The sequence below is a fragment of the Nonomuraea sp. NPDC050328 genome (assembly GCF_044459405.1).
Lineage (GTDB): Bacteria > Actinomycetota > Actinomycetes > Streptosporangiales > Streptosporangiaceae > Nonomuraea.
Map to the genome: position 1 here is coordinate 782,289 of NZ_JBITIW010000001.1, position 18,877 is coordinate 801,165.

Below are 18,877 nucleotides of genomic sequence, written 5' to 3' on the forward strand. Positions count from 1 at the left end.
GGCTCACTCGTCCTCGGTGGTCGTCGGCGTGGCCTTGGCGCTGGGCGAGGCCTTGCCGGTCGGCGATTCCTTGGGGCTGGGCGTGACCGGGGTGCTGGCCTGCGGCGTCGGCGTCACCGGGGTGGCGGCGTCGCCGGGCTTGCCGCCCGGCAGGTACGCCAGGGCGACGCGGCCGGCGGAGGCGGCGGCGCTGATGTCGGCGGCGACGGCCTTGTCGATGACGATGTCCACGCGGGCCCCGCCGCCGTCGACCGAGGTCTCAGCGGACTGCACCAGCGCCCGGTCGGCCAGCACGCGCCCGGCCTCGGCGCTGCCTTCCTCGCCGGACACGAAGATCACCTGCACGCGCTGGCCCGGGTTGAGCATCGCCGGGTACTGCCCGGCCTTGAGCGCCAGGCCGACGACCGCCTTGCCGGCGACCAGGCCCTCCTGCGCGTCGGCGGTCATGGCCTCGGTGAGCAGCGTCCCGGTGGTGAGGCCGACCTTGGCGTACTTCTGGATCGCGATGTCGAGCTGGTCGGCCGGGATGTAGGCGACCTCCATGTCGGAGGGCACGGACACCTCGACGAAGTCCTCGGCGACGAAGCGCTGCCCGGCGGGCACGTCGCGGGCGGTCTTGAGCACCGGCACACGGTCGCCCATGATGATCACCAGGTACGCGGTGAGCAGCGCGCCGCCCACGATCAGGAGGACGGCGAGCGCCGCGAGCGCGGGCTTGCGCTCCCGCGGCGCGGAAGGCAGCCGACGGCTCTGGACGGGCTGCGAGGAAGGACCTTGATCAGCCAGGCGCTGCGCTTCGGGCCTGCGGAAGGACTGTTCGGTGGCCTTCATCTACAGGGACTCCAGTGTTAGGGACGCTGGTGACGATTTCCGACAATACCTAGCCCAAGCAACCCAAGTCACACTGACCGCATAAACACCCTCAACCACGTTAGTGGCGAATCAGTGAACGTTTCAGCAAGGATGATCTTTGGCACGGTCCAGGGCGATAACGTCTCAAACGTTATGAAAGTGACGCGACATGACTGAGTTCGTGGGGCTCAACCCAGCCGCCGCGACCAAGCTGGCCACCTCCCTCAAGACCGCGGCCGAAGCGACCGGCCCCCTGAAGAGCGCGCTGTCGGCCGGGATCGCCGAAGCGGGCGCCGCCTTCCCCAGCGGCGCCAAGGGGGCCGAACTGCTCGGCCAGTGCGCGACCTTCCTCGGCGACTCCGAGCGCGACCTGAAATGGCGGATCCAGACCATCCAGTCGGTGCCCGGCGCGCGGCGGGTGCGCGACGACTTCAAGGTCGCCGACTTCCCCTACTCCAGCGCCGACGCGGCCAAGCGGGCCGGCGAGGCGGAGGCGCAGAAGCTGAAGGACGCCTGGGCTGCCTACGAGAAGGACCCCAGGATGAGCACCTTCGACGAGCTGCTGAAGCTGCTCAAGGCCGACCAGATGAAGGATCCGGCCTTCGCCGCGGGCTTCCTCAACAAGCTCGGGCCCAAGGCCTACGGCGACATCATGGCCAAGTGGATGGAGTACAACAAGGACCCGCTCGGCAAGGGCCTGACGCCGGAGGAACTGGAGGAGTTCAAGAAGGAGCTCGGGCCGCTGGTCGACGGCTTCGCCGCGGCCGACGCCGCCGGGCTCATCCCCGACCTGCGCAAGCACATGCTCACCACGCCGGGCCCGGACGTGATGACGGCCATGCTGGCCGCCGCGCCGCAGTCGAAGGAGTTCCTCGTCGAGGCGGGCAAGTACCTCGCCTCCGCGGTCACCGGGCACACCGGGCCTGAGGACAACTGGCGGCTGTACTGGTTCTTCAAGGCGCTCGACGGCAACCCCGAGGCCTTCCAGGCGCTGCTGGCCACCGACCAGAAGACCGCCGACCTGCTGCTGCAGCCGGCCGTACTCGAAGAGGGTCGCCCACCGGGCCTCGACGCCCTGGTCAGCGCCGCCATCGCCCGGGCGCTGACCGGCGGCCTGCCCGGACCTGAACGGCGCAAGGCGCTGGCCCACGCCGCCGGGGCCTACACCGACTCCTTCGCCAAGGACCCGGTGCTCAAGAAGGCGCTCATGGACGGGCTCAACGCCGACCTGAGCGACCCGAAGACCGGCCGCGAGGCCTTCCAGACCCTGGCCAAGGCGCTGGCCGCCCGCGGGCTCAAGCCGGCCGCGCTCAAGGACGCCGAGATCAACGCGATCGTGGCCAAGCACGCCGCGAACTGGCTGCCGGAGATCGCCCGGCTCGCCGCCGGGCGCAACGACAAGGAGCTCGGCTACCTCAGCCCCGGCAAGGGCTGGGACGACCTGAGCGAGAAGGACCTCACCAACCTCATCGCCGGCATCTTCCAGCGGCCCGAGGGCCGCGAGACGCTGGCGGACGGCATGCGCCGCCTCCAGGGCACCCTCGACGTGGGCAACGGCGACCTCAACAACCCCGAGGACCGCAAGAAGTTCACCCTCGCCATGGCGCAGCTCGGCGGCCTCGGCAGCCTGATGGTCGGCGCGGTGCACGACATCGACCTCAAGGAGGAGGAGCGGCGCAAGCTCACCGTCGAGATGCTCATCCTCCCGATCGACCTGACCATCGGCCGCCTGGGCAAGCTCGTGCCCGGCGAGGTGCAGAGCACGCTGTGGAAGAACCTGCTGGAAGAGCGGATGAAGTGGCCGGTCGCCGGCAACCTGGCCAAGACGCTCGACAAGGAGGACAACTTCTTCCAGAAGCTGCCGCTCATCGGCGGGCTGTTCGGCGGCAACGAGAACGGCGAGGCCAGCGACCTGGTCATCGAGCTGTCCGAGCAACATCTCAAGGCCTACGAGGACCGGCTCAAGGTCGCGGGCGCGCCCGCGCTCAGCCCGGAGGACCGGGTGCTGCTCAAGAACGCCATCCAGGGCTTCTACACCGAAGCCGTGGTCGACGCCCTCAAGAAGCGCGGAGGCTGATCGTGACCGACAAGGCCAAGCTGATCGCGCAGGCCGAGGCGAAGGAGGAACTGGCCAAGAAGTTCGAGGGCTGGGCGGGGCAGGTCGAGGGGGTGCTGAAGGAGATCACCACCACGCCCTCGGGCGGACGGGAGATCTGGACCGGCCCGGCGGCCGACCGCTTCAACGGCACGCTCAGGACCCAGAACTCGAACCTCGGCGGGCTGGCTTCCGCCTGCCGTACGACGGCGGAGAACCTGCGTCGCGAAGCTCGCGAACTACGCGAATCAGCCAAATCTTGACCATGGCCGTAAGGTATCCCCCGTGCCTCCCGACAGAGACAGCACCGACTTCGCGGGGATCGATCCCGTCCAGTTGAAGGGCATGATCGGCGATCTCGACGACGTCAAGTCGCTGATCAACGAGAAGACCCTGGGCCTGGACCGCGACTTCGGCCGGGCCGGGCTGGACACCAAGCACGTCACCACGCTGCGCTCGGTCGCCGACTGGATCCACGGCGAGCTGCCCATGCTCCGCCGCCGCCAGTCGATGACCGAGCAGATCTCCAAGGAGCACGGGGTCCACGGCTTCACCGGGTCAATGGTCGAGTCGGAGTGGGCCGGACACTTCAAGAGCCCCGAGGAGGCCCAGGCCAAGGCCAAGGAACTCGCCGGGAAGTACGAGCACCCGGCCGAGTTCCCGGCCGACGCCTGGGAGCAGATCCGCAAGTACCAGTTCGACCCCGACTTCGCCGAGGCCTTCGCCAAGGAGCTCGGCCCCGAGAAGCTCGCCCTGCTGGCCGCCCGCGCCAAGAACCCGCGCGCCTGGGGCGACGACGAGAAGGACGCCGAGGGCCGCTTCCCCGCCATCGCGAACATCCTGGCCGTCGCCAGCCACCGCGGCGTCGTCGACGACAAGTTCGTCGAGAAGATGGGCCTGCCGCTGATGGCCGACCTGATGATGCACGGCACCTGGAACACCCAGACCCTGGTCCGCATCGGCAACCAGGGCGTCAAGATCGTGCAGCTCGGCGGCGGCAACGTCATCACCGCCCGCATCCTCGACGCCGTCGCCCGCAACCCGCTCGCCGCTCACGAGGTCTACAAGACCAACTTCGAGCTGATCAACAACATGGCGTACGGCAAGCACATCGGGTGGATGAACACCAAGAACCCCGACCTCGGGGACCCGCTGGGGCGCTTCCTCAAGGCCGCCACGGTGGACGCGGCGGACGCGTTCGAACGGATGAACCCGGGAGCCAAGAACCCGGCGGACGAACTGGTGCTCAAGCTCTTCCAGGTCGTGGCGGAGCACAAGGACGAGCGCTTCCCGTTCGAGGCCGTCGAGAACTCCTTCATCGACATCGTCCAGCGCTTCTTCAAGGGCCCCTACACCGAGGACCTGCTGCCCGAAGGCGGCCTGACCTGGTACCAGACGGTCCAGCTCGTCGCCGACCTGGTCGGCATCTTCGACCCGACACCGATCGCCGACGGCGTCTCGGGCCTGCTGTCGCTGGGCGAGGGCGACTGGAAGGGCGCCATGCTCTCCATGGCGGCGGTGGTCCCGTACTTCGGGGACGCCGCGGCCAAGCCGATCAAGACCTTCATGACGCTGGTCAAGGCCTTCCCGGCACTCAAGATCTTCTTCAAGGTGCCCGATGACGCGGCCGCCGACGCCGGCAAGCTCAAGTCGTACGTCAAGGCCATCAACGAGGGCTTCGACAACCTCAAGAACACCCTGAAGAACGTCGACCTGAAGAGCCCGACCAAAGTGATGGACGCGCTGGGCGTCGTCAACCGGCTCCACACCGACGCGGCCAAGATCTACGCCAGGTTCCCCAAGTGGAAGGAACGGGCGGAGAAGCTGGGCCTGCCCACCGACGGCCCGGTGCCCTTCGTGCCGAAGAAGAACTGGGAGCCGAGCCAGGCCAACGCCCGCAACGGCATCGAGGACGCCTTCGGCAACGTCTGGCAGCAAGGCAAGCAGCACGGCCGCGGCCAGAACAACGTGGGCAAGGAGTGGGACGTGCAGGTCAAGAAGGACGGCGGGCTGGCCAAGCTGACCGCCGACGGCAAACATCTCAACGTCGAATGGGCGACCGGGCGGGTGGGCAACTGATGACCAGGCAGGTGACGATCACGCTCAACGTGACGGCCTCCAGCCGGGCCGAGGCCGAACGGCTGGCCGCGCCCGTGCTCCAGCGGGTGGCGCCGCACGGCGAGCCGGCGGCCGAGCCGTACTGGAAGATCGCCGGGACCTGGATGGTCGACGCCGACCTCGGCCTGCGCGAGGGGGACTCGACGTCGCTGGTCGCCGAGACGCTCGGCCTGCTGGGCGTCGACGCGCCCGTGGAGGGCGACGCCGACCTCGCGCACGGGGTGTGGTTCGACGAGCAGACGCCCTTCCCCGGCATCGACTGGATCTCCGTCGCCGCCGGCCACCCAGCGAGCGGCGAGCCGCAGGAGGTCGAGGAGCTGACCCCGCTGCTTCCCGATCCGCCGCTGAGCGAGGAGGAGACCGAGACGCTGATGGCCCGGCTGCGAGGTGAGGACGATGGCCGACGTTGACAACCCCAAGTGGGAGTACCTCAAGGCGTTGCTGGACAAGGTGCAAGGCATCCAGAACGCCATGGAGAAGAAGCTGAACAAGCCCGCCACCGCCATGGACAGCGGCAAGGTCTGGACCAGCAAGACGGCCACCGACTGGAAGGGCAAGCTGCACGACAAGGTGAAGGCGTACAACACCGCGGTCGGCGCGCTCGATGACGAGCTGGCCGCGATGCTGGCCGCCACGCCGCGCAAGTGCTCGCCCGAGGAGGCCGAGCGCTGGCGCAGGCAGGTGGACTCCTACAACCGCTCGTCGAGGTACTGATGGCTCCCCCCGAGCCTCCGGGCGGCGGTGACTTCGCGGGCATCGACCCGGTCCAGCTCAAGGGCATGATCGGCGACCTGGACGACGTGAAGTCGCTGATCAACGAGAAGACCATGCACCTGGACCGCGACTTCGGCCGGGCCGGGCTGAGCGCCAAGCACATCACCACGCTGCGCTCGGTCGCCGACTGGATCCACGGCGAGCTGCCGATGTTACGCCGGCGGCAGTCGATGACCGAGCAGATCTCCAAGGAGCACGGCGTCTACGGCTTCACCGGCGCGATGGTCGAGTCGGAGTGGGCGGGGCACTTCAAGAGTCCCGAGGAGGCCCGGGCCAAGGCCAAGGAGCTGGCCGCCAAGTACAAGGAGCCCGGCGAGCTTCCGGCCGAGGTGTGGGAGCAGGTCCGCAAGTACCAGTTCGACCCCGACTTCGCGGAGGCCTTCGCCCGCGAGCTCGGCCCCGACAAGCTCGGCTGGCTGGCCGGACGCGCCAAGAGCCCCGACTCCTGGGGCGACGACGACGAGGACACCGAGGGCCGCTTCCAGGCCATCGCCAACATCCTGGCCGTCGCCAGCCACCGCGGCGTCATCGACGACGACTGGCTGAAGAAGTTCAACCCCACCGGCCGGGGCACCGACTACAACATGCTCGCCGAGCTGATGATGCACGGCACCTGGAGCAAGGACGCCGTCGTCAAGATCGTCAACGGCGGGCTCAAGGACGGCTCCCAGAACTACACCATCGCCAAGCTCCTGGACGCCGCCGCCCGCAACCCCTTCGCGGCCACGCAGATCTACCAGGACAACTTCGACCGCATCAACGGGATGGTGTCCGGGAACGCCTGGGGCTGGACGCAGATCAAGGACCCCAAGCTCATCGACCCCCTCGCCCGCTTCGTCAAGGCGGCGACGCTGGAGTCGCACGAGAACTACGAGCGGATGACGCCCGGCGGGCCCAACCCGGCCGAGGGACTCATGGCGAAGATCCTCGGGCTCACGCAGACCAAGCGCGGGTTTCCCAGCCCGTTCGGGGACGTGCAGAAGACACTGGACACCATCGTCAACGACTGGTCGGACAAACTCACCGTCCCGAACCCGGAAACGCTCGACGGCGCCACCTTCAGCCCGACCAACCCGCCCCCCGATCCCAAGCTGCCGGTGGACTGGGAGATCGTCTCGCAGGGCGCCGTGGGCGACTGCTGGTTCCTGGCCGGGGTGATCAGCGAGCTCAAGCGCGACCCCAACTTCCTGTCCAAGCGCATGGTGCTCAACCCGGACGGCAGCTACACCGTCACCTTCTTCCGGGACGGCAAGCCGGTGAAGGTCCGCGTGGACGGCCAGACCATGGACAGCGGGGTCGATCCGCCTCTGGTCAACATCTACGAGAAGGCCTTCGCCCAGTTCCGCGGGAACGGCCGGTACCGCGGCATCGAGGGCGACTCGGAGTACATCCCGGACGTCGGCGAGGTCTTCTCCCCCAACCGCTGGCGGGACGGCCACGTCCTGCGCCCGTGGGAGGACATGAACGGCAAGGACCGGCCCATGATGGACGCCGAGGACATCACCTACGACAAGCTCAAGGATCTCGTCGACAAGAAGGTGCCGATGACGATGAGCGTCCCGCACGGTTACGACATCGACAACCGCAACGGCCCGGGCGACCAGTTGGTCGCCGACCACGTCTACGTCATCGAGAAGGTCTTCAAGGATCCCAGCGGCAAGGAGATGGTCTTGGTGTCCAATCCGTGGGGCCCGAACGGCAGCGCGCCGCAGAAGGTGGAGATCCCGTTGCGGTGGATCCAGCTCCGGGTCAGGGGCACCATCCCCCTGCTGGAGCGCGTCGAGGTCAGCGGGGAGGAGCGATGAAGTGGCGGCTGATCGGTCTGGCCGGGGTCCTGGTCGTGGCGCTGGCCGCCGCGCTGGGCGTCCGCGCCTACCTGGCCGAGCCGCCCGCCCTGGCTCCGGGGCTGGTACGGCTCACGCTGTCGCGCTACTCCGGCATCCCGCCCATCCAGCACCCGTACCCGGGCGGCGCCGTCTCGCTCAACGCGGTGCTCAGCGACGACGAGGTCTTCATCGGCCTGCCCAACCCGGGCCGGGAGCTGCGGGTGCGCAAGGGCCAGACGATCGAGATCCCGGGCGGGAGCCTCACCCTGGTCGAGATCTGGAACATGTGGCAACGCACGAACGCCGCCGTGGACGTCAGGATCGTCACTTCCGGTTGAGCAGGTCTGTGGCCGCCTTGTCCAGCTTCTCCGCCTCGTCCCGAATCTTCCCCGCCGTCTCCGTGCAGCGGGTGCGCCAGGTGCCGATCTCGCCGCGCACCCGGTCGGTCAGCGGGCCGGACCACTCCATCTTGCCCGCGTAGTCGCGCACCTCGTCGGCGAGCTTCTCGACGTGGTCGGCGAAGTCGCGCAGCTTCTTGGCCTGGCCCTGCATCTCCTCGACTTCAGGAGGCGGCATAGATGAATCACCCTTCATTCTGACTTTTACTGACATATACAGTGACATATACAGTGGCCCGTCATGGGAGACCGCGGCTTCAAACCAGACCAACTGGAGCGACTGGCGGGCATGATGGGCCGGCTGAGCACCTCAGCCGACGAGGCCTTCAAGCGGGCGAGCTCGCTGGGCGTGACCCCCCAGATGTCGGCGTTGCGCGAGTTGCCGGGCTGGGCCAAGAAGCAGGATCCCGACCTGCGCAAGCGCGCCGCACTGCTGCGCCTGCAGACCGGCGACCCGTTCGCCGGGCTGGCCTGGGCGGGTTTCTCCCCGCTGGAGATCTCCGCCAACGGCGACAAGCTGGACCCGACGACGCTGGTCTACGTCAACACCGTGGCCGCGTGGGCCGCCGAGAACGGCAGGTCCGACCTGAGCCGGCGGCACGGCGAGGGCATCGACGACTACCTCAAGCGCCTGGAGGCGGCGGCGATCGCCAAGGTCATCCCGGCGCTGGAGCCGCACCAGCAGACCGTGGCCAAGGTGCTCAAGGTCTTCGGCGACGTCCGGAACGTCGCCACGGCGGCGCCGATCGTCACCGCGCAGAGCGCCGCGCTGCTGCGCCTGATGGCCAACAACAAGGCCTGGCAGCCGCTGATCAACAAGCTGACCGGCGGCCGGTGGACCATCCAGACCCGGTCGGCGACCGCGCCCGGCACGTATCTGAGCACGCTGACCCGCAAGCTGTTCATGAAGAGCCAGCTCTACCGCGACTACGTCTCGCTGCTGCCCGAGTACGCCGAGATGGACCGCGTGGGCCAGGCCACCAACGCCGGGCGGGCGCTGCTCGGCGCGCGGGTCAACAACTTCATCAACCTGACCTTCGGCAACAACAACCTGGTCAAGGCGCTGGAGATCGGCACCCACTCGGGCCAGACCGCGACCCTGGCCGGCCAGGCCAACCTGTTCAAGGTCTGGGCCGCCACCGCCGACCCCAAGAAGCTGCAGGCGGCGGCGGTCATCCTCAAGACCGACCCGTCGAAGCTGACCCGGATGGGCGTGCTCGCCAAGAGCGCGGGCGGCCTGCGCCTGCTGGGCGTCGCGGGCGGCGTGGCCTCGACGTTGTACTCCGGCGCGAACGTCATCTCCCAGGGCAACCCGGTCGACGCCTTCAAGCGCAAGGGCGCGGGGTACGTCGCCGACGTCGCCGAGCTGGGCTTCAACGCCTCGCTCACCGCCGCGATGATCGCGCCCAACCCGATCACCATCGGCGCCACGGTGGTCTTCGGCGCGGTCTACGTCGGCGCGAAGGTGGTGGAACACTGGGATGACATCAAGGAGGGCGCCGGCAAGGCGGTGGAGAAGACCAAGAACTTCATCAAGTCCCTCAATCCGTTCGACTGAGGTCCCGTCCGACCGAGGTCCGCCAGAATCGTTCGACGAAGGATGTCGCAGATGCCCTCGCATGACAGTGCCCGTGACCGTTTCCGCCTGGCTCAGGCGCATCTCGGCGTGCTCGGCTGCCTGTACTCGGGCGACGACCTCCCCGCCGAGCTGCGCGAGGCTCATCTGGAGCTGCGCCAGGCCGGTTTCCTGGCCGAGGACGACAGCGCCATGCCGGAGCTCGCGCCCTTGGTACGCGCGCTCGCCGAGCCGATCATGGTGGTCAACATCGAGGTCACCGGCCCGGAGGGCACCACGGGCAACGGCGCGATCATCGGCAACGACTCCTGCTTCGTGTACGAGACCTGGCCCGGGGAGATCGAGTCGGAGTACGTGCCGACCGACCCCTCGACGCTGGTGTGGTCGCTGGCCCGCGTGGTCGGCCTGCGCGAGCGCGACGCCAAGCCGCCGCAGGCGCCGGTCATCCAGACCACCATGGCCGCGATGGACGCCGGCTTCGCCGAGCTGGGCCGGCTCGACACCGACAGCACCAGCGAGGCCGCCGAGCCCGTGCAGGCGGCCATCGCCCGTGCCAGCGGCCTGGCCGACCCCGAGCTGACCATCCTGACCCACCTGCTGCTCCAGCTCACCGGCAACTGGCGCGTCACCGTGGCCTGGCCCGGCGCCGACGGCAGGACCACCGACCTGCGCGGCATGGCGGTGCTCGACTGCGGCCCGCTGGGCTACTGGGTGCGCGAGCGGCCCGCCGAGCCGATCCTGCCCGGCCAGGTGACCCCGGACAGCGAGCTGCGCCTGGTCTTCGCCGACGCCCGCGAGCTGTGGGACCGGATCGTCAACCTCATCCCGGACGAGATCGTCGCCGCCGGTCCGGACGCGCGGTCGTGATCGTCCTGCACCGCAGCGTCCCGCCGGACGCGGTCATCGTCCTGTCCGGTACGGCGGAGCCGTACGGAACGATCACGGTGAAGGTGCACAAGCGCCCCCGCCTGGCCACGCTCACCTGCGAGGGCCTGCCCGCGACGGAGCTCAGCCACCCCGACACGACCCGCGAGGGCCGGGTGCCGCTGGACGAGCGGACCCGGCTGAGCGTGGGCGGCGTCGAGGCGAGCGTCCGGCCGGGCCGCGGGCTGGCCAAGAAGGACCGGGCGCTGCGCATCTCGCTGGCCGGCCGCGACTACACCTACCGGGCGACGGCGGCCAACACCGAGGAGCTGAGCGGTCTGGTGCGCGCGCACGCCCCGCTGGGCAGCACGACCACGGTGACGCTGCTGGCCGAGCCCCGGCCGGAGGAACTGGCGCTGGCCCTCATCCTCCTCGGAGCGGACACCAACCCGCTAACACTGACAAGAAGCGCCATTTCCGGCGTAGTCGGTTTTCTGCAGCCAGGCCAGGGCGAAGCATAAGCTTTGGTCCCATGATGCGCATCTCCCTCACCGCGCTCACGCGTCACGGCCCGCGCGATGTGATCGCGCAGGCCGACGACACGGTCACCGCGGCCCGGGTCGCCGAGGTGCTCGGCGAGTCGCTCGGCGAGCCCCGCGCCCAGGTCGTCGCCCACCCCAACTGGGCCAGCGGCGCCGTGCACCAGCGGGCCGGCCACCTGGGCGGCCTGTGGGTCAACGGGCGGATGGTGGACCCGGCGATGCCCGCCGGGCGGGTGCTGCGCGACGGCGACATCGTGGCCTTCGACGCGGCGGCGGCCGCGGCCACCCACCGGGGCGAGCCGACCGGCGCGGTCGAGATCCGCCTGTCCGGCGGCCCCGCGGCCGGCGCGGTGCACCGGCTCGGCTTCGGCACCTACACGCTGGGCAACTCGCCCGGCTGCTCCATGCAGGTGCCCGACCCCACCACCTCGCCGCACGCCCTGTCGGTGCACGTGACCGTCAACGAGGCGCTGGTCGAGCCGGCGCCGGGCGCCTACGTGCTGCTGGAGGGCCGGCAACTGACCGGGCCCGAGCGCTGGACGCCGGGGCAGGTGCTCATCACCGGCGCCAGCGTGATGACGCTGAGGCTGCCGGAGAACCCGGACGCGCACCTGACGCCGGTCGAGGGCGGCCTGGCCTACAACCGGCCGCCGCGCCTCGGCCAGCCGCCGCGGATGAAGCCGATCGAGGTGCCGATCGAGCCGCAACGCCCGCAGTACCAGCGGCTGCAACTGCTGACCAGCGTGCTGTTCGGCGTCGGCGGCGTGGTCATGGCCATCGCCTTCGGCCAGCCGCTCTTCCTGCTCATGGCGCTGCTGACCCCGCTGACCATGATGGGCCAGTGGTACAGCGACCGCCGGCACGGCAAGCGCAGCTACAAGGAGTCGCTGAAGGAGTACCGCGCCAAGCGCGACACCTTCGCCCAGGCCCTGGAACACCTGCGGCTGGACGACCAGACCGACCGCCGGGCCGAGCTGCCCGACCCGGCCGAGACCCTGCTGACCGCCACCGGCCCGCGCCGCCGGCTGTGGGAGCGGCGCAGCCACGACGCCGACTCGCTGCACCTGCGGATCGGCGTGGCCGACCAGCGCTCGCTGATCGAGCTGATCGTCGAGCACGGCAGCAACGCCTCAGAGCGCGACCTGCCCGAGGTGCCGCTCTCGCACGCCGTCCCGGTGGCCGTGCCGATGCCGCAGGTGGGCGTGCTGGGCCTGACCGGCGCCCGGCAGACCTCCCGGGCGCTGGGCCGCTGGCTGGTCGCCCAGGCCGCCGCGCTGCACAGCCCGCGCGACCTGGCCATCGTGGTGCTGAGCGCCGACCACGAGGGCGAGGCGAGCTGGAACTGGGTGCGCTGGCTGCCGCACGCCGCCCCGCACGAGGGCGAGGAGTGCCTGTCCCTGGTCGGCGCCGACCCCGAGTCGGCGGCCCGGCGCGCGAGCGAGCTGGTCAACAAGATCCAGGCTCGGCGCAACGCCAAGAAGTCCAGCCTGGACTTCGGCTCGTTCAACGAGGACAAGCGGGTCTTCGCCGGGTACGCCGCGGAGAAGCCGTACGACATCCTGGTCGTCCTGGACGGCGCGCGGGCGCTGCGCAGCCTGCCCGGCATGCCGCAGATCCTGCAGTTCGGCCCGACCGTGGGCGTCTACAGCATCTGCATCGACGACGACCAGCGCCTGCTGCCCGAGGAGTGCACGACGGTCGCGGTCTGCGACCTCGACCGGCCGGCCTTCGTCCGGCTCAGCGGGGCGATGCAGAGCCCGGACGCCATCGCCGACCAGGTCAACTCGGGCTGGTGCGACCGGTTCGGCCGGGCGCTCGCGCCCATCCGCGACGTCAGCCGCGAGGACGCCGACTCGGCCATCCCCGGCTCGGCCCGGCTGCTCGACCTGCTCGGCATGCCCGACCCGGCGCCCGAGCAGATCGCCCACTACTGGTCGCGCGGGCGCACCACCCGGGTGCCGATCGGCATCGGCGCCGACGGCCCCTACACCCTCGACCTGCGGCTGGACGGCCCGCACGGCCTCGTCGCGGGCACGACCGGCGCCGGCAAGTCGGAGCTGCTGCAGTCGTTCATCGCCTCGCTGGCCGTGCACAACCGGCCGGACGAGATGAACTTCGTGCTCATCGACTACAAGGGCGGCTCGGCCTTCAAGGACTGCGCCAAGCTGCCGCACACCGTCGGCATGGTCAGCGACCTGGACGGCCACCTCACCGAGCGGGCGCTGGAGTCGCTGGCCGCCGAGCTGAAGCGGCGCGAGCACATGCTGCTCAAGGCCGACGCCAAGGACGTCGAGGACTACAACGACTACCGCGACCAGGGCATGCGGCTGGAGCCGATGCCCCGGCTGATCCTGATCATCGACGAGTTCGCCGCGATGGTGCAGGAACTGCCCGACTTCATCGTCGGCCTGGTCGACATCGCCCGGCGGGGCCGCTCGCTCGGCGTGCACCTGATCCTGGCCACCCAGCGGCCCGGCGGCGTGGTCACCCCCGACATCGCCGCCAACACCAACCTGCGCATCGCGCTCCGGGTGACCAGCTCGGAGGAGTCCAACGACGTGATCAACGCGCCGACCGCGGCGCAGATCTCGAAGACCACGCCCGGCCGCTGTTACGTGCGCTCGGGGGCCTCCTCGCTGCATGCCGTACAGTCGGCTCGCATCGGAGGGCGCCGGCCCGGCCAGGGGCGGGCCAAGACCGAGTACATCGAGATCAACCCGATCACCTGGCAGCGGCTGGGCGCCCCGCTCGGCTCCCGGGCCCAGGCCGACGACGAGTCGCTGATGGAGACCGACCTGTCGGTGCTGGTCGAGGTCATCGGGCGTACGGCAAGCGCGATGGGCGTGGCCGAGCAGCGCAGCCCGTGGCTGGAGCCGCTGGCCGACACGCTCACGCTGAGCGAGGTCGAGCCGGCCGACACCTGGACGAAGCTGCCGATGGGTCTGGCCGACATCCCCTCGCTCCAGATGCGCGCGACCGAGGTCTACGACCTGGCCGCCTCCGGCCACCTGCTGGTCTGCGGCTCGGCCCGCTCCGGGCGCTCGACGGTGCTGCGGGCGCTGGCCGCCTCGGTCGCGACCCAGGCCTCGCCGCGCGACGTCCACCTGTACGCGGTCGACTGCGGCAACAACGCCCTGCTGCCGCTGGTCGGCCTGCCGCACACCGGCGCGGTCGTCGGGCGTGACTCGCCCGACCGGCTCACCCGGCTCACCGACCGGCTGCTCGGCGAGATCGCGCGGCGCCAGCAGGTGCTGGCCGGGCAGGGCTTCGCCGACCTGAGCGAGCAGCGGGCGGCCGTGGCCGAGCACGAGCGCCTGCCGTACCTGCTGGTGCTCTTCGACCGGTGGGAGGGCTTCTACGCGGCGTTCGAGTCCTACGACGGCGGCAAGCTGGTCGACCAGTGGCTGCAGATCCTCCAGGAGGGCTCGGGCGTGGGCGTCAAGGTGGTGATGACCGGCGACCGCAGCACCCTGGTCGGGCGGATCTCCACGCTCTTCGACGACCGGCTCATGCTCAAGCTGGCCGACCCGATGGACTACAGCTACATCGGGCTGCGGGCCAAGGACGTGCCGGACCACATGCCGCCCGGCCGCGCCTTCCGCGCCACCGCCACCATCCGGGAGGTGCAGGTCGGCCTGCTGGCCGAGGACGTGGCCGGTACCGCGCAGGTGGCCGCGCTGCACCAGCTCGGCCGCGAGGCCCGGCTGCGCGCCGGGGAGCTGCCGCGGCACCTGCGGCCCTTCCGGGTCGACGCGCTGCCGACCGGCGTCACGCTGGCCGAGGCCATGGCGATGGCCGAGGAGCCGCTGCCGGCGGACGCCGTGGTGTTCGGCGTGGGCGGCGACTCGCTCGGGGTGCGCTTCTTCCGCGCCGAGGAGCACGGGCCCGCGCTGGTGGTCGCCGGGCCGCCCAAGAGCGGGCGCTCCACCGCGCTCATCACCATGGGCACGTGGCTGGCCCAGCGGGGGTTCTCGCTGGTCACCATCACGCCGCGGCGCTCGCCGGTGCGTGACCTGCCCGGGGCCTCCTTCACCGGGGAGGCCTCGCCTTCGGAGGTCAAGGAGGCGCTGACCGGGCGGCACGCGCTGCTCGTGGACGACCTGGAGCTGCTGGGCAACGACAGCGAGCTGGCCGAGTGGCTCACCGACTACATCGGCGAGGTGCGCGACACCGGCAACCTGGTGATCGGCGCGGGCAGCGTCGAGGACCTGGACTCGATGTACCGGGGCCCGGTCGTGGCGATGAAGAAGGCGCGCAACGGCCTGCTGCTGCGCCCGACCACCACCAGTCAGGGCGACCTGCTGGGGGTACGGCTGCCGCGCAGCCTGGCCACCGGCGCAGGCCCGGCCGGGCGCGGCCTGCTGGTGCTGGGCGGCATGTGGGAGCTCGTCCAGGTGGCCGGCGGCTGACCCGCTAGGTCAGGGGCTGGAAGTAGAGGTGGACCCGCCGCCGGTCTTCTTGGTCGGCGGCGGTCTCGCCGTGCCGCTTCCAGCGCTCCATGAGCGCGCCCAGCTCGTCGTAGAGCTGGGCCAGTTCCTCGGCGGTCAGCCGCAGCGGCCCGTTCATGCTGGGCATCGTCACGTCCTGCCACTCCTGCGGCAGGCCGGGCATGGCCTCCACCGCCAGCCGCAGCCGTTCGGTGCTGGCCTCCAGCCAGGCCCGTAGCGCGGCCCGCTGGGCGATCTGGCCCACCGGGTCGTCGGCGAAGTCGGAGGGCGTGATCGACAGGCTCTCGGTGGGCACGAAGCGCCACCATCGTTCCCGCCGGTCCCGTGCCAGTTCGGGGGCCTCGGCCACCAGCCCGTGCTCGCCGAGCTGCCGCAGGTGGTAGCTGACCGCGCCGACCGCCTCGTCGAGGCGCTCGGCCAGCATGCCCACGGTGGCCGGGCCGATCTCGGCGATGGCCATGAGCAGCCGGACCCGGGTGGGGTGGGCCATGGCCTTGAGCGTGCCCACGTCGTCCGGGCCGAGTTGCCGCCGAGTCTCCTCCACGCGGGGAATCCTATCCACGAGGGTTGTACAAGAGTTCTTGTACAATTTATCTTGTTGAACCATGCAGCCGTTACGCAGGAACCTCCGCTTCCAGGTGTTCTGGGTCGGCTCCGCCGCCTCGGAGCTGGGCTCGACGCTGTCCGGGCTCGCCTTCCCGCTGCTGGTGCTGGCCATGACCGGCTCCCCCACGCAGGCCGGCCTGGTCGGCGCGGTGGCCATGGGCACCGAGATCCTCGTCGGCCTGCCGGCCGGCGCCCTGGTGGACCGCTGGGACCGCAGGCGCATCCTGCTCGGCGCCGACCTGGTCCGGATCGTCACCATGGCCGGCGTGGGCGGCGCCCTGCTGGCCGGCGCGCTGACCATGCCGCACCTGCTGGCGGTCGCCGTCGTCAACGGGGTCGCGAGCGCGCTGTTCCGGCCCGCGCACGGCGCCTCGCTGCGCGCGCTGGTGCCGCCCGAGCAGTTGCCGACCGCCTACGCCCAGGAGCAGACCCGCCAGCACGCCGCGGGCCTGGCCGGGCCGGCGCTGGGCGGCGCGCTGTTCGCCCTCGGCCGGGCCGTGCCCTTCCTGGTGGACGCGGCGACCTACCTGGTCTCCTTCGTCTGCGTGGCGTTCGCGCGGGTGCCCCGCCGTCCCGAGACGCCGCCCGCCCCCGCGCAGAGCATGCGGGCGGACATCGCCGAGGCGGTGCGCTGGATGTGGGACCAGCCCCTGCTCCGGGCGGTCTGCGGGCTGGTCCTCGGCTGCAACCTGGTGGTCAACGCGATGACGATCCCGATCATCGTGCTGGTCGGCGACCCAGTGGACGTCGGGGTGGTGATGGCCGCGCTGGGCCTCGGCGGGCTGGCCGGCGCGGCGCTGTCGGCCCGGCTGATGCGCCTGCTGCCCACCGGGCGGCTCATGCTCGCGGGCTCGTGGCTGTTCGCGCTCGTGCTGCCGCTGCTCGTGCTGCCGTTGGGCGCCTACTGGACGGCCGGGGTGCTGTTCGTCGCGATGCTGGTGGTCCCGGCGCTCAACATCGCGCTGGAGGTCGAGATCGCCCGCTCGGTGCCCGACCACATGCAGGGCCGGGTGCACGGCGCGCTCAACGTCATGTTCTCCGGGCTCACCCCGCTCGCGCCCCTGCTCGGCGGCCTGCTCAGCCAGCACGCCGGCGCGGCGCCTGCCATCCTCGTGCTGTGCGTCGGCCTGGTGGCCTGCACGGTGACGGCGAGTTTCTCCCGGTCCCTGCGCGCGAAAGGGGGTCTCCCGGTGCGGGAGACCCCCGTTTCGTGAGAGATCAGGCGCCGGTCGCGGCCTGGATGGCTTCCTTGTTCTTGCGGATGCCGTCCTGGGCCTCCTCAAGAGCCTGGGACACCTTGTCGAAGGAGGACTTGTACGCCTCCCACGCGGACTTGAACTTCTCCGCGTTCGGGCCGGACCACGACGCCGGAATCTTGCCGGCCTCGCCGTCGAGCGCCTTCTTGGCGTCCAGGACTGCGCCCGCCTGGGTCTTGAAGGTCTGGGACATCTTCTCCATGTCCGCGATGACTCCACCGACCTTTGGGTCGCCCATGGTTCTCCCCTTTACCGTCAGTCTCAGAGATAACAGCCATCACAATAGTCACAAATCCCGACATGACGCAGTTATCCAGGCAGAAGAAAGCCCCGACCACGCATGGCCGGGGCTCGAACAGCTCGTTAGCGGGTCGCGGACTCGATGTTCCCCCGGTAGGTGTTGATCACGCGGGCGGCCTCGGAGAGCTCCTCGGACATCCGCTGGAAGGCGGCGCGGTAGTTCTGCCAGGCGCTCGCGAACCGATCGGCGCCGGGGCCGGTCCAGGCGCTGCCCACCTTCGCCGCCTCGCGGTCGAGCGCGGACATCGTCGCGCGCACCGCCTCCGACTGCTGGGTGAACTGCGTGGACATGGCCTGCATTTCACCGGGATTGCCACCGAGCAGGCTCTGGCTCATGCCGTACCTCCTGGATAGACGGATGGAGCGCCCTCACCTTAGGCAGCGGGCCCCGCCGTCGCCCCGCGTTATGCCGAGCGGCTATGGTCGTCCAGAGGATTATTCGGACCTATATGGAGCATCCTTGCGCGAGATCGTTGTGACCGGAGGCGGCACCGGCATCGGGTACGCCATCGCGGCCGCCTTCACCGCCCTCGGCGACCGGGTGACCATCACCGGACGCCGCGAGCACGTCCTGGCCGAAGCCGCCGCCAAGCTGGGCGCGAGCCACGCCGCCTTCGACGCCTCCGACCCGGCCGCCGTCGCCGCCGCGCTCGACCGGCTCCCCGCCCGGGTCGACGTCCTGGTCAACAACGCGGGCGGCAACACCAACCTGGACCGCCCGGCCGACGAGAGCCCGGACCCGGCCCCCGCCGCCGAACTGGCCCGGCTGGCCCAGGGCTGGCAGGCCAACTTCGCGGCCAACGTGCTCTCCGCCGTCCTGGTCACCCAGGCCCTGCTCCCCCGGCTCGCCGACCACGGCCGGGTGATCTCCATCGGCTCCATCGCCGCCCGCGGCACCCGGTCCGGCTCGTACGGCGCCGCCAAGGCCGCCCTGGAGTCTTGGACCGCGGACCTGGCCTCCGATCTCGGCCCGCGAGGCGTCACCGCGAACGTGGTCTCCCCCGGCCTGATCGTGGAGACCGAGTTCTTCCGCGGCCGCCTCACCGACGAGGGCGTCAAGCGCCGCGTCGAGAGCACCCGCAACGGCCGGGCGGGCACCCCTGACGACGTCGCCGAGACCGTGCTATTCCTGGCCTCACCGGGCGCCCGGCACCTCACCGGCCAGGTGATCCACGTCAACGGCGGCGCCTACCTCGGTCGATAAACTGCGCCAGGACTCTCG

The 18,877-nt window shown here is 70.5% G+C and carries 18 protein-coding genes; 13 read left to right on the plus strand and 5 right to left on the minus strand.

What is annotated here, in order from left to right; all coding sequences use genetic code 11:
• Positions 1-3 precede the first annotated feature (3 nt).
• Positions 4-831, minus strand: a complete 828-nt coding sequence (locus ACIBG7_RS03520) for an SAF domain-containing protein (protein ID WP_357916421.1) — start codon at positions 829-831, stop codon at positions 4-6.
• 190 nt (positions 832-1,021) lie between these two features.
• Here ACIBG7_RS03520 and ACIBG7_RS03525 point away from each other — a divergent pair, with 190 nt between their 5' ends.
• From ACIBG7_RS03525 to ACIBG7_RS03555, 7 genes are read left to right on the plus strand one after another with little or no spacing between them, the layout of a single operon-like run.
• Complete coding sequence (locus tag ACIBG7_RS03525) at positions 1,022-2,929, plus strand: hypothetical protein (protein WP_357916418.1); 1,908 nt, start codon at positions 1,022-1,024, stop codon at positions 2,927-2,929.
• 2 nt (positions 2,930-2,931) lie between these two features.
• Positions 2,932-3,210, plus strand: coding sequence for a hypothetical protein (locus ACIBG7_RS03530; RefSeq protein ID WP_357916415.1), 279 nt, complete (start codon positions 2,932-2,934; stop codon positions 3,208-3,210).
• Between the two features lie 22 nt (positions 3,211-3,232).
• On the plus strand, positions 3,233-5,026 hold the full coding sequence (locus ACIBG7_RS03535; RefSeq protein ID WP_397335050.1) for a polymorphic toxin type 17 domain-containing protein: 1,794 nt from the start codon (positions 3,233-3,235) through the stop codon (positions 5,024-5,026).
• Complete coding sequence (locus ACIBG7_RS03540) at positions 5,026-5,475, plus strand: hypothetical protein (RefSeq protein WP_397335051.1); 450 nt, start codon at positions 5,026-5,028, stop codon at positions 5,473-5,475. Before ACIBG7_RS03535 ends, ACIBG7_RS03540 begins: the two co-directional genes overlap by 1 nt.
• The gene (locus ACIBG7_RS03545; protein ID WP_357916406.1) at positions 5,462-5,779 is read left to right on the plus strand and encodes a hypothetical protein; all 318 of its coding nucleotides are present in this window, start codon (positions 5,462-5,464) and stop codon (positions 5,777-5,779) included. Before ACIBG7_RS03540 ends, ACIBG7_RS03545 begins: the two co-directional genes overlap by 14 nt.
• Positions 5,779-7,644, plus strand: a complete 1,866-nt coding sequence (locus ACIBG7_RS03550) for a C2 family cysteine protease (protein ID WP_397335052.1) — start codon at positions 5,779-5,781, stop codon at positions 7,642-7,644. Before ACIBG7_RS03545 ends, ACIBG7_RS03550 begins: the two co-directional genes overlap by 1 nt.
• Entirely contained in the window at positions 7,641-8,003 is a 363-nt protein-coding gene (locus ACIBG7_RS03555) for a hypothetical protein (RefSeq protein ID WP_397335053.1), read from the plus strand. The genes ACIBG7_RS03550 and ACIBG7_RS03555 overlap by 4 nt, the downstream gene beginning before the upstream one ends.
• Here the strand turns inward: ACIBG7_RS03555 and ACIBG7_RS03560 are convergent.
• Positions 7,990-8,241: a hypothetical protein gene (locus ACIBG7_RS03560; RefSeq protein ID WP_357916397.1), complete on the minus strand. Its 252-nt coding sequence runs from the start codon at positions 8,239-8,241 to the stop codon at positions 7,990-7,992. The genes ACIBG7_RS03555 and ACIBG7_RS03560 overlap by 14 nt on opposite strands.
• A 63-nt stretch (positions 8,242-8,304) precedes the next feature.
• Here ACIBG7_RS03560 and ACIBG7_RS03565 point away from each other — a divergent pair, with 63 nt between their 5' ends.
• Genes ACIBG7_RS03565 through ACIBG7_RS03580 form a run of 4 tightly spaced genes read left to right on the plus strand, consistent with a single transcriptional unit; the run spans position 8,305 to position 15,454 of the window.
• Positions 8,305-9,621: a hypothetical protein gene (locus ACIBG7_RS03565; protein ID WP_397335054.1), complete on the plus strand. Its 1,317-nt coding sequence runs from the start codon at positions 8,305-8,307 to the stop codon at positions 9,619-9,621.
• 51 nt (positions 9,622-9,672) lie between these two features.
• Positions 9,673-10,506 (plus strand): hypothetical protein, encoded by an 834-nt coding sequence (locus ACIBG7_RS03570; protein WP_397335055.1) that lies wholly within the window; start codon positions 9,673-9,675, stop codon positions 10,504-10,506.
• Entirely contained in the window at positions 10,503-11,024 is a 522-nt protein-coding gene (locus tag ACIBG7_RS03575) for a hypothetical protein (protein ID WP_357916389.1), read from the plus strand. Before ACIBG7_RS03570 ends, ACIBG7_RS03575 begins: the two co-directional genes overlap by 4 nt.
• 11 nt (positions 11,025-11,035) lie before the next feature.
• Positions 11,036-15,454, plus strand: coding sequence for an FtsK/SpoIIIE domain-containing protein (locus ACIBG7_RS03580; RefSeq protein WP_397335056.1), 4,419 nt, complete (start codon positions 11,036-11,038; stop codon positions 15,452-15,454).
• A gap of 4 nt (positions 15,455-15,458) precedes the next feature.
• Here the strand turns inward: ACIBG7_RS03580 and ACIBG7_RS03585 are convergent, their stop codons facing one another.
• Positions 15,459-16,037, minus strand: a complete 579-nt coding sequence (locus ACIBG7_RS03585) for a winged helix-turn-helix domain-containing protein (protein ID WP_357916383.1) — start codon at positions 16,035-16,037, stop codon at positions 15,459-15,461.
• 61 nt (positions 16,038-16,098) lie between these two features.
• Between ACIBG7_RS03585 and ACIBG7_RS03590 the strand changes: the two genes are divergently transcribed.
• A complete protein-coding gene (locus ACIBG7_RS03590; RefSeq protein WP_397335057.1) occupies positions 16,099-17,313 on the plus strand; it encodes an MFS transporter in 1,215 nt (404 codons plus the stop codon).
• Between the two features lie 4 nt (positions 17,314-17,317).
• Here ACIBG7_RS03590 and ACIBG7_RS03595 read toward each other — a convergent pair whose 3' ends face one another.
• A complete protein-coding gene (locus ACIBG7_RS03595; protein WP_357916377.1) occupies positions 17,318-17,593 on the minus strand; it encodes a WXG100 family type VII secretion target in 276 nt (91 codons plus the stop codon).
• 125 nt (positions 17,594-17,718) lie between these two features.
• Positions 17,719-17,991, minus strand: coding sequence for a WXG100 family type VII secretion target (locus tag ACIBG7_RS03600; protein WP_357916374.1), 273 nt, complete (start codon positions 17,989-17,991; stop codon positions 17,719-17,721).
• Between the two features lie 124 nt (positions 17,992-18,115).
• Here ACIBG7_RS03600 and ACIBG7_RS03605 point away from each other — a divergent pair, with 124 nt between their 5' ends.
• Positions 18,116-18,859 carry an SDR family NAD(P)-dependent oxidoreductase gene (locus ACIBG7_RS03605; RefSeq protein ID WP_397335059.1) on the plus strand — a complete coding sequence of 248 codons (744 nt, stop codon included), beginning with the start codon at positions 18,116-18,118 and terminating at the stop codon, positions 18,857-18,859.
• The last annotated feature ends 18 nt before the right edge of the window (positions 18,860-18,877 follow it).

What these genes read in the sequence shown, in the direction of transcription:
- ACIBG7_RS03520 (WP_357916421.1), bottom strand. Translation starts at nt 831, where the DNA reads ATGAAGGCCACCGAACAGTCCTTCCGCAGGCCCGAAGCGCAGCGCCTG.
- ACIBG7_RS03525 (WP_357916418.1), top strand. Translation starts at nt 1,022, where the DNA reads ATGACTGAGTTCGTGGGGCTCAACCCAGCCGCCGCGACCAAGCTGGCC.
- ACIBG7_RS03540 (WP_397335051.1), top strand. Translation starts at nt 5,026, where the DNA reads ATGACCAGGCAGGTGACGATCACGCTCAACGTGACGGCCTCCAGCCGG.
- ACIBG7_RS03545 (WP_357916406.1), top strand. Translation starts at nt 5,462, where the DNA reads ATGGCCGACGTTGACAACCCCAAGTGGGAGTACCTCAAGGCGTTGCTG.
- ACIBG7_RS03550 (WP_397335052.1), top strand. Translation starts at nt 5,779, where the DNA reads ATGGCTCCCCCCGAGCCTCCGGGCGGCGGTGACTTCGCGGGCATCGAC.
- ACIBG7_RS03555 (WP_397335053.1), top strand. Translation starts at nt 7,641, where the DNA reads ATGAAGTGGCGGCTGATCGGTCTGGCCGGGGTCCTGGTCGTGGCGCTG.
- ACIBG7_RS03560 (WP_357916397.1), bottom strand. Translation starts at nt 8,241, where the DNA reads ATGCCGCCTCCTGAAGTCGAGGAGATGCAGGGCCAGGCCAAGAAGCTG.
- ACIBG7_RS03565 (WP_397335054.1), top strand. Translation starts at nt 8,305, where the DNA reads ATGGGAGACCGCGGCTTCAAACCAGACCAACTGGAGCGACTGGCGGGC.
- ACIBG7_RS03570 (WP_397335055.1), top strand. Translation starts at nt 9,673, where the DNA reads ATGCCCTCGCATGACAGTGCCCGTGACCGTTTCCGCCTGGCTCAGGCG.
- ACIBG7_RS03580 (WP_397335056.1), top strand. Translation starts at nt 11,036, where the DNA reads ATGATGCGCATCTCCCTCACCGCGCTCACGCGTCACGGCCCGCGCGAT.
- ACIBG7_RS03590 (WP_397335057.1), top strand. Translation starts at nt 16,099, where the DNA reads ATGCAGCCGTTACGCAGGAACCTCCGCTTCCAGGTGTTCTGGGTCGGC.
- ACIBG7_RS03595 (WP_357916377.1), bottom strand. Translation starts at nt 17,593, where the DNA reads ATGGGCGACCCAAAGGTCGGTGGAGTCATCGCGGACATGGAGAAGATG.
- ACIBG7_RS03600 (WP_357916374.1), bottom strand. Translation starts at nt 17,991, where the DNA reads ATGAGCCAGAGCCTGCTCGGTGGCAATCCCGGTGAAATGCAGGCCATG.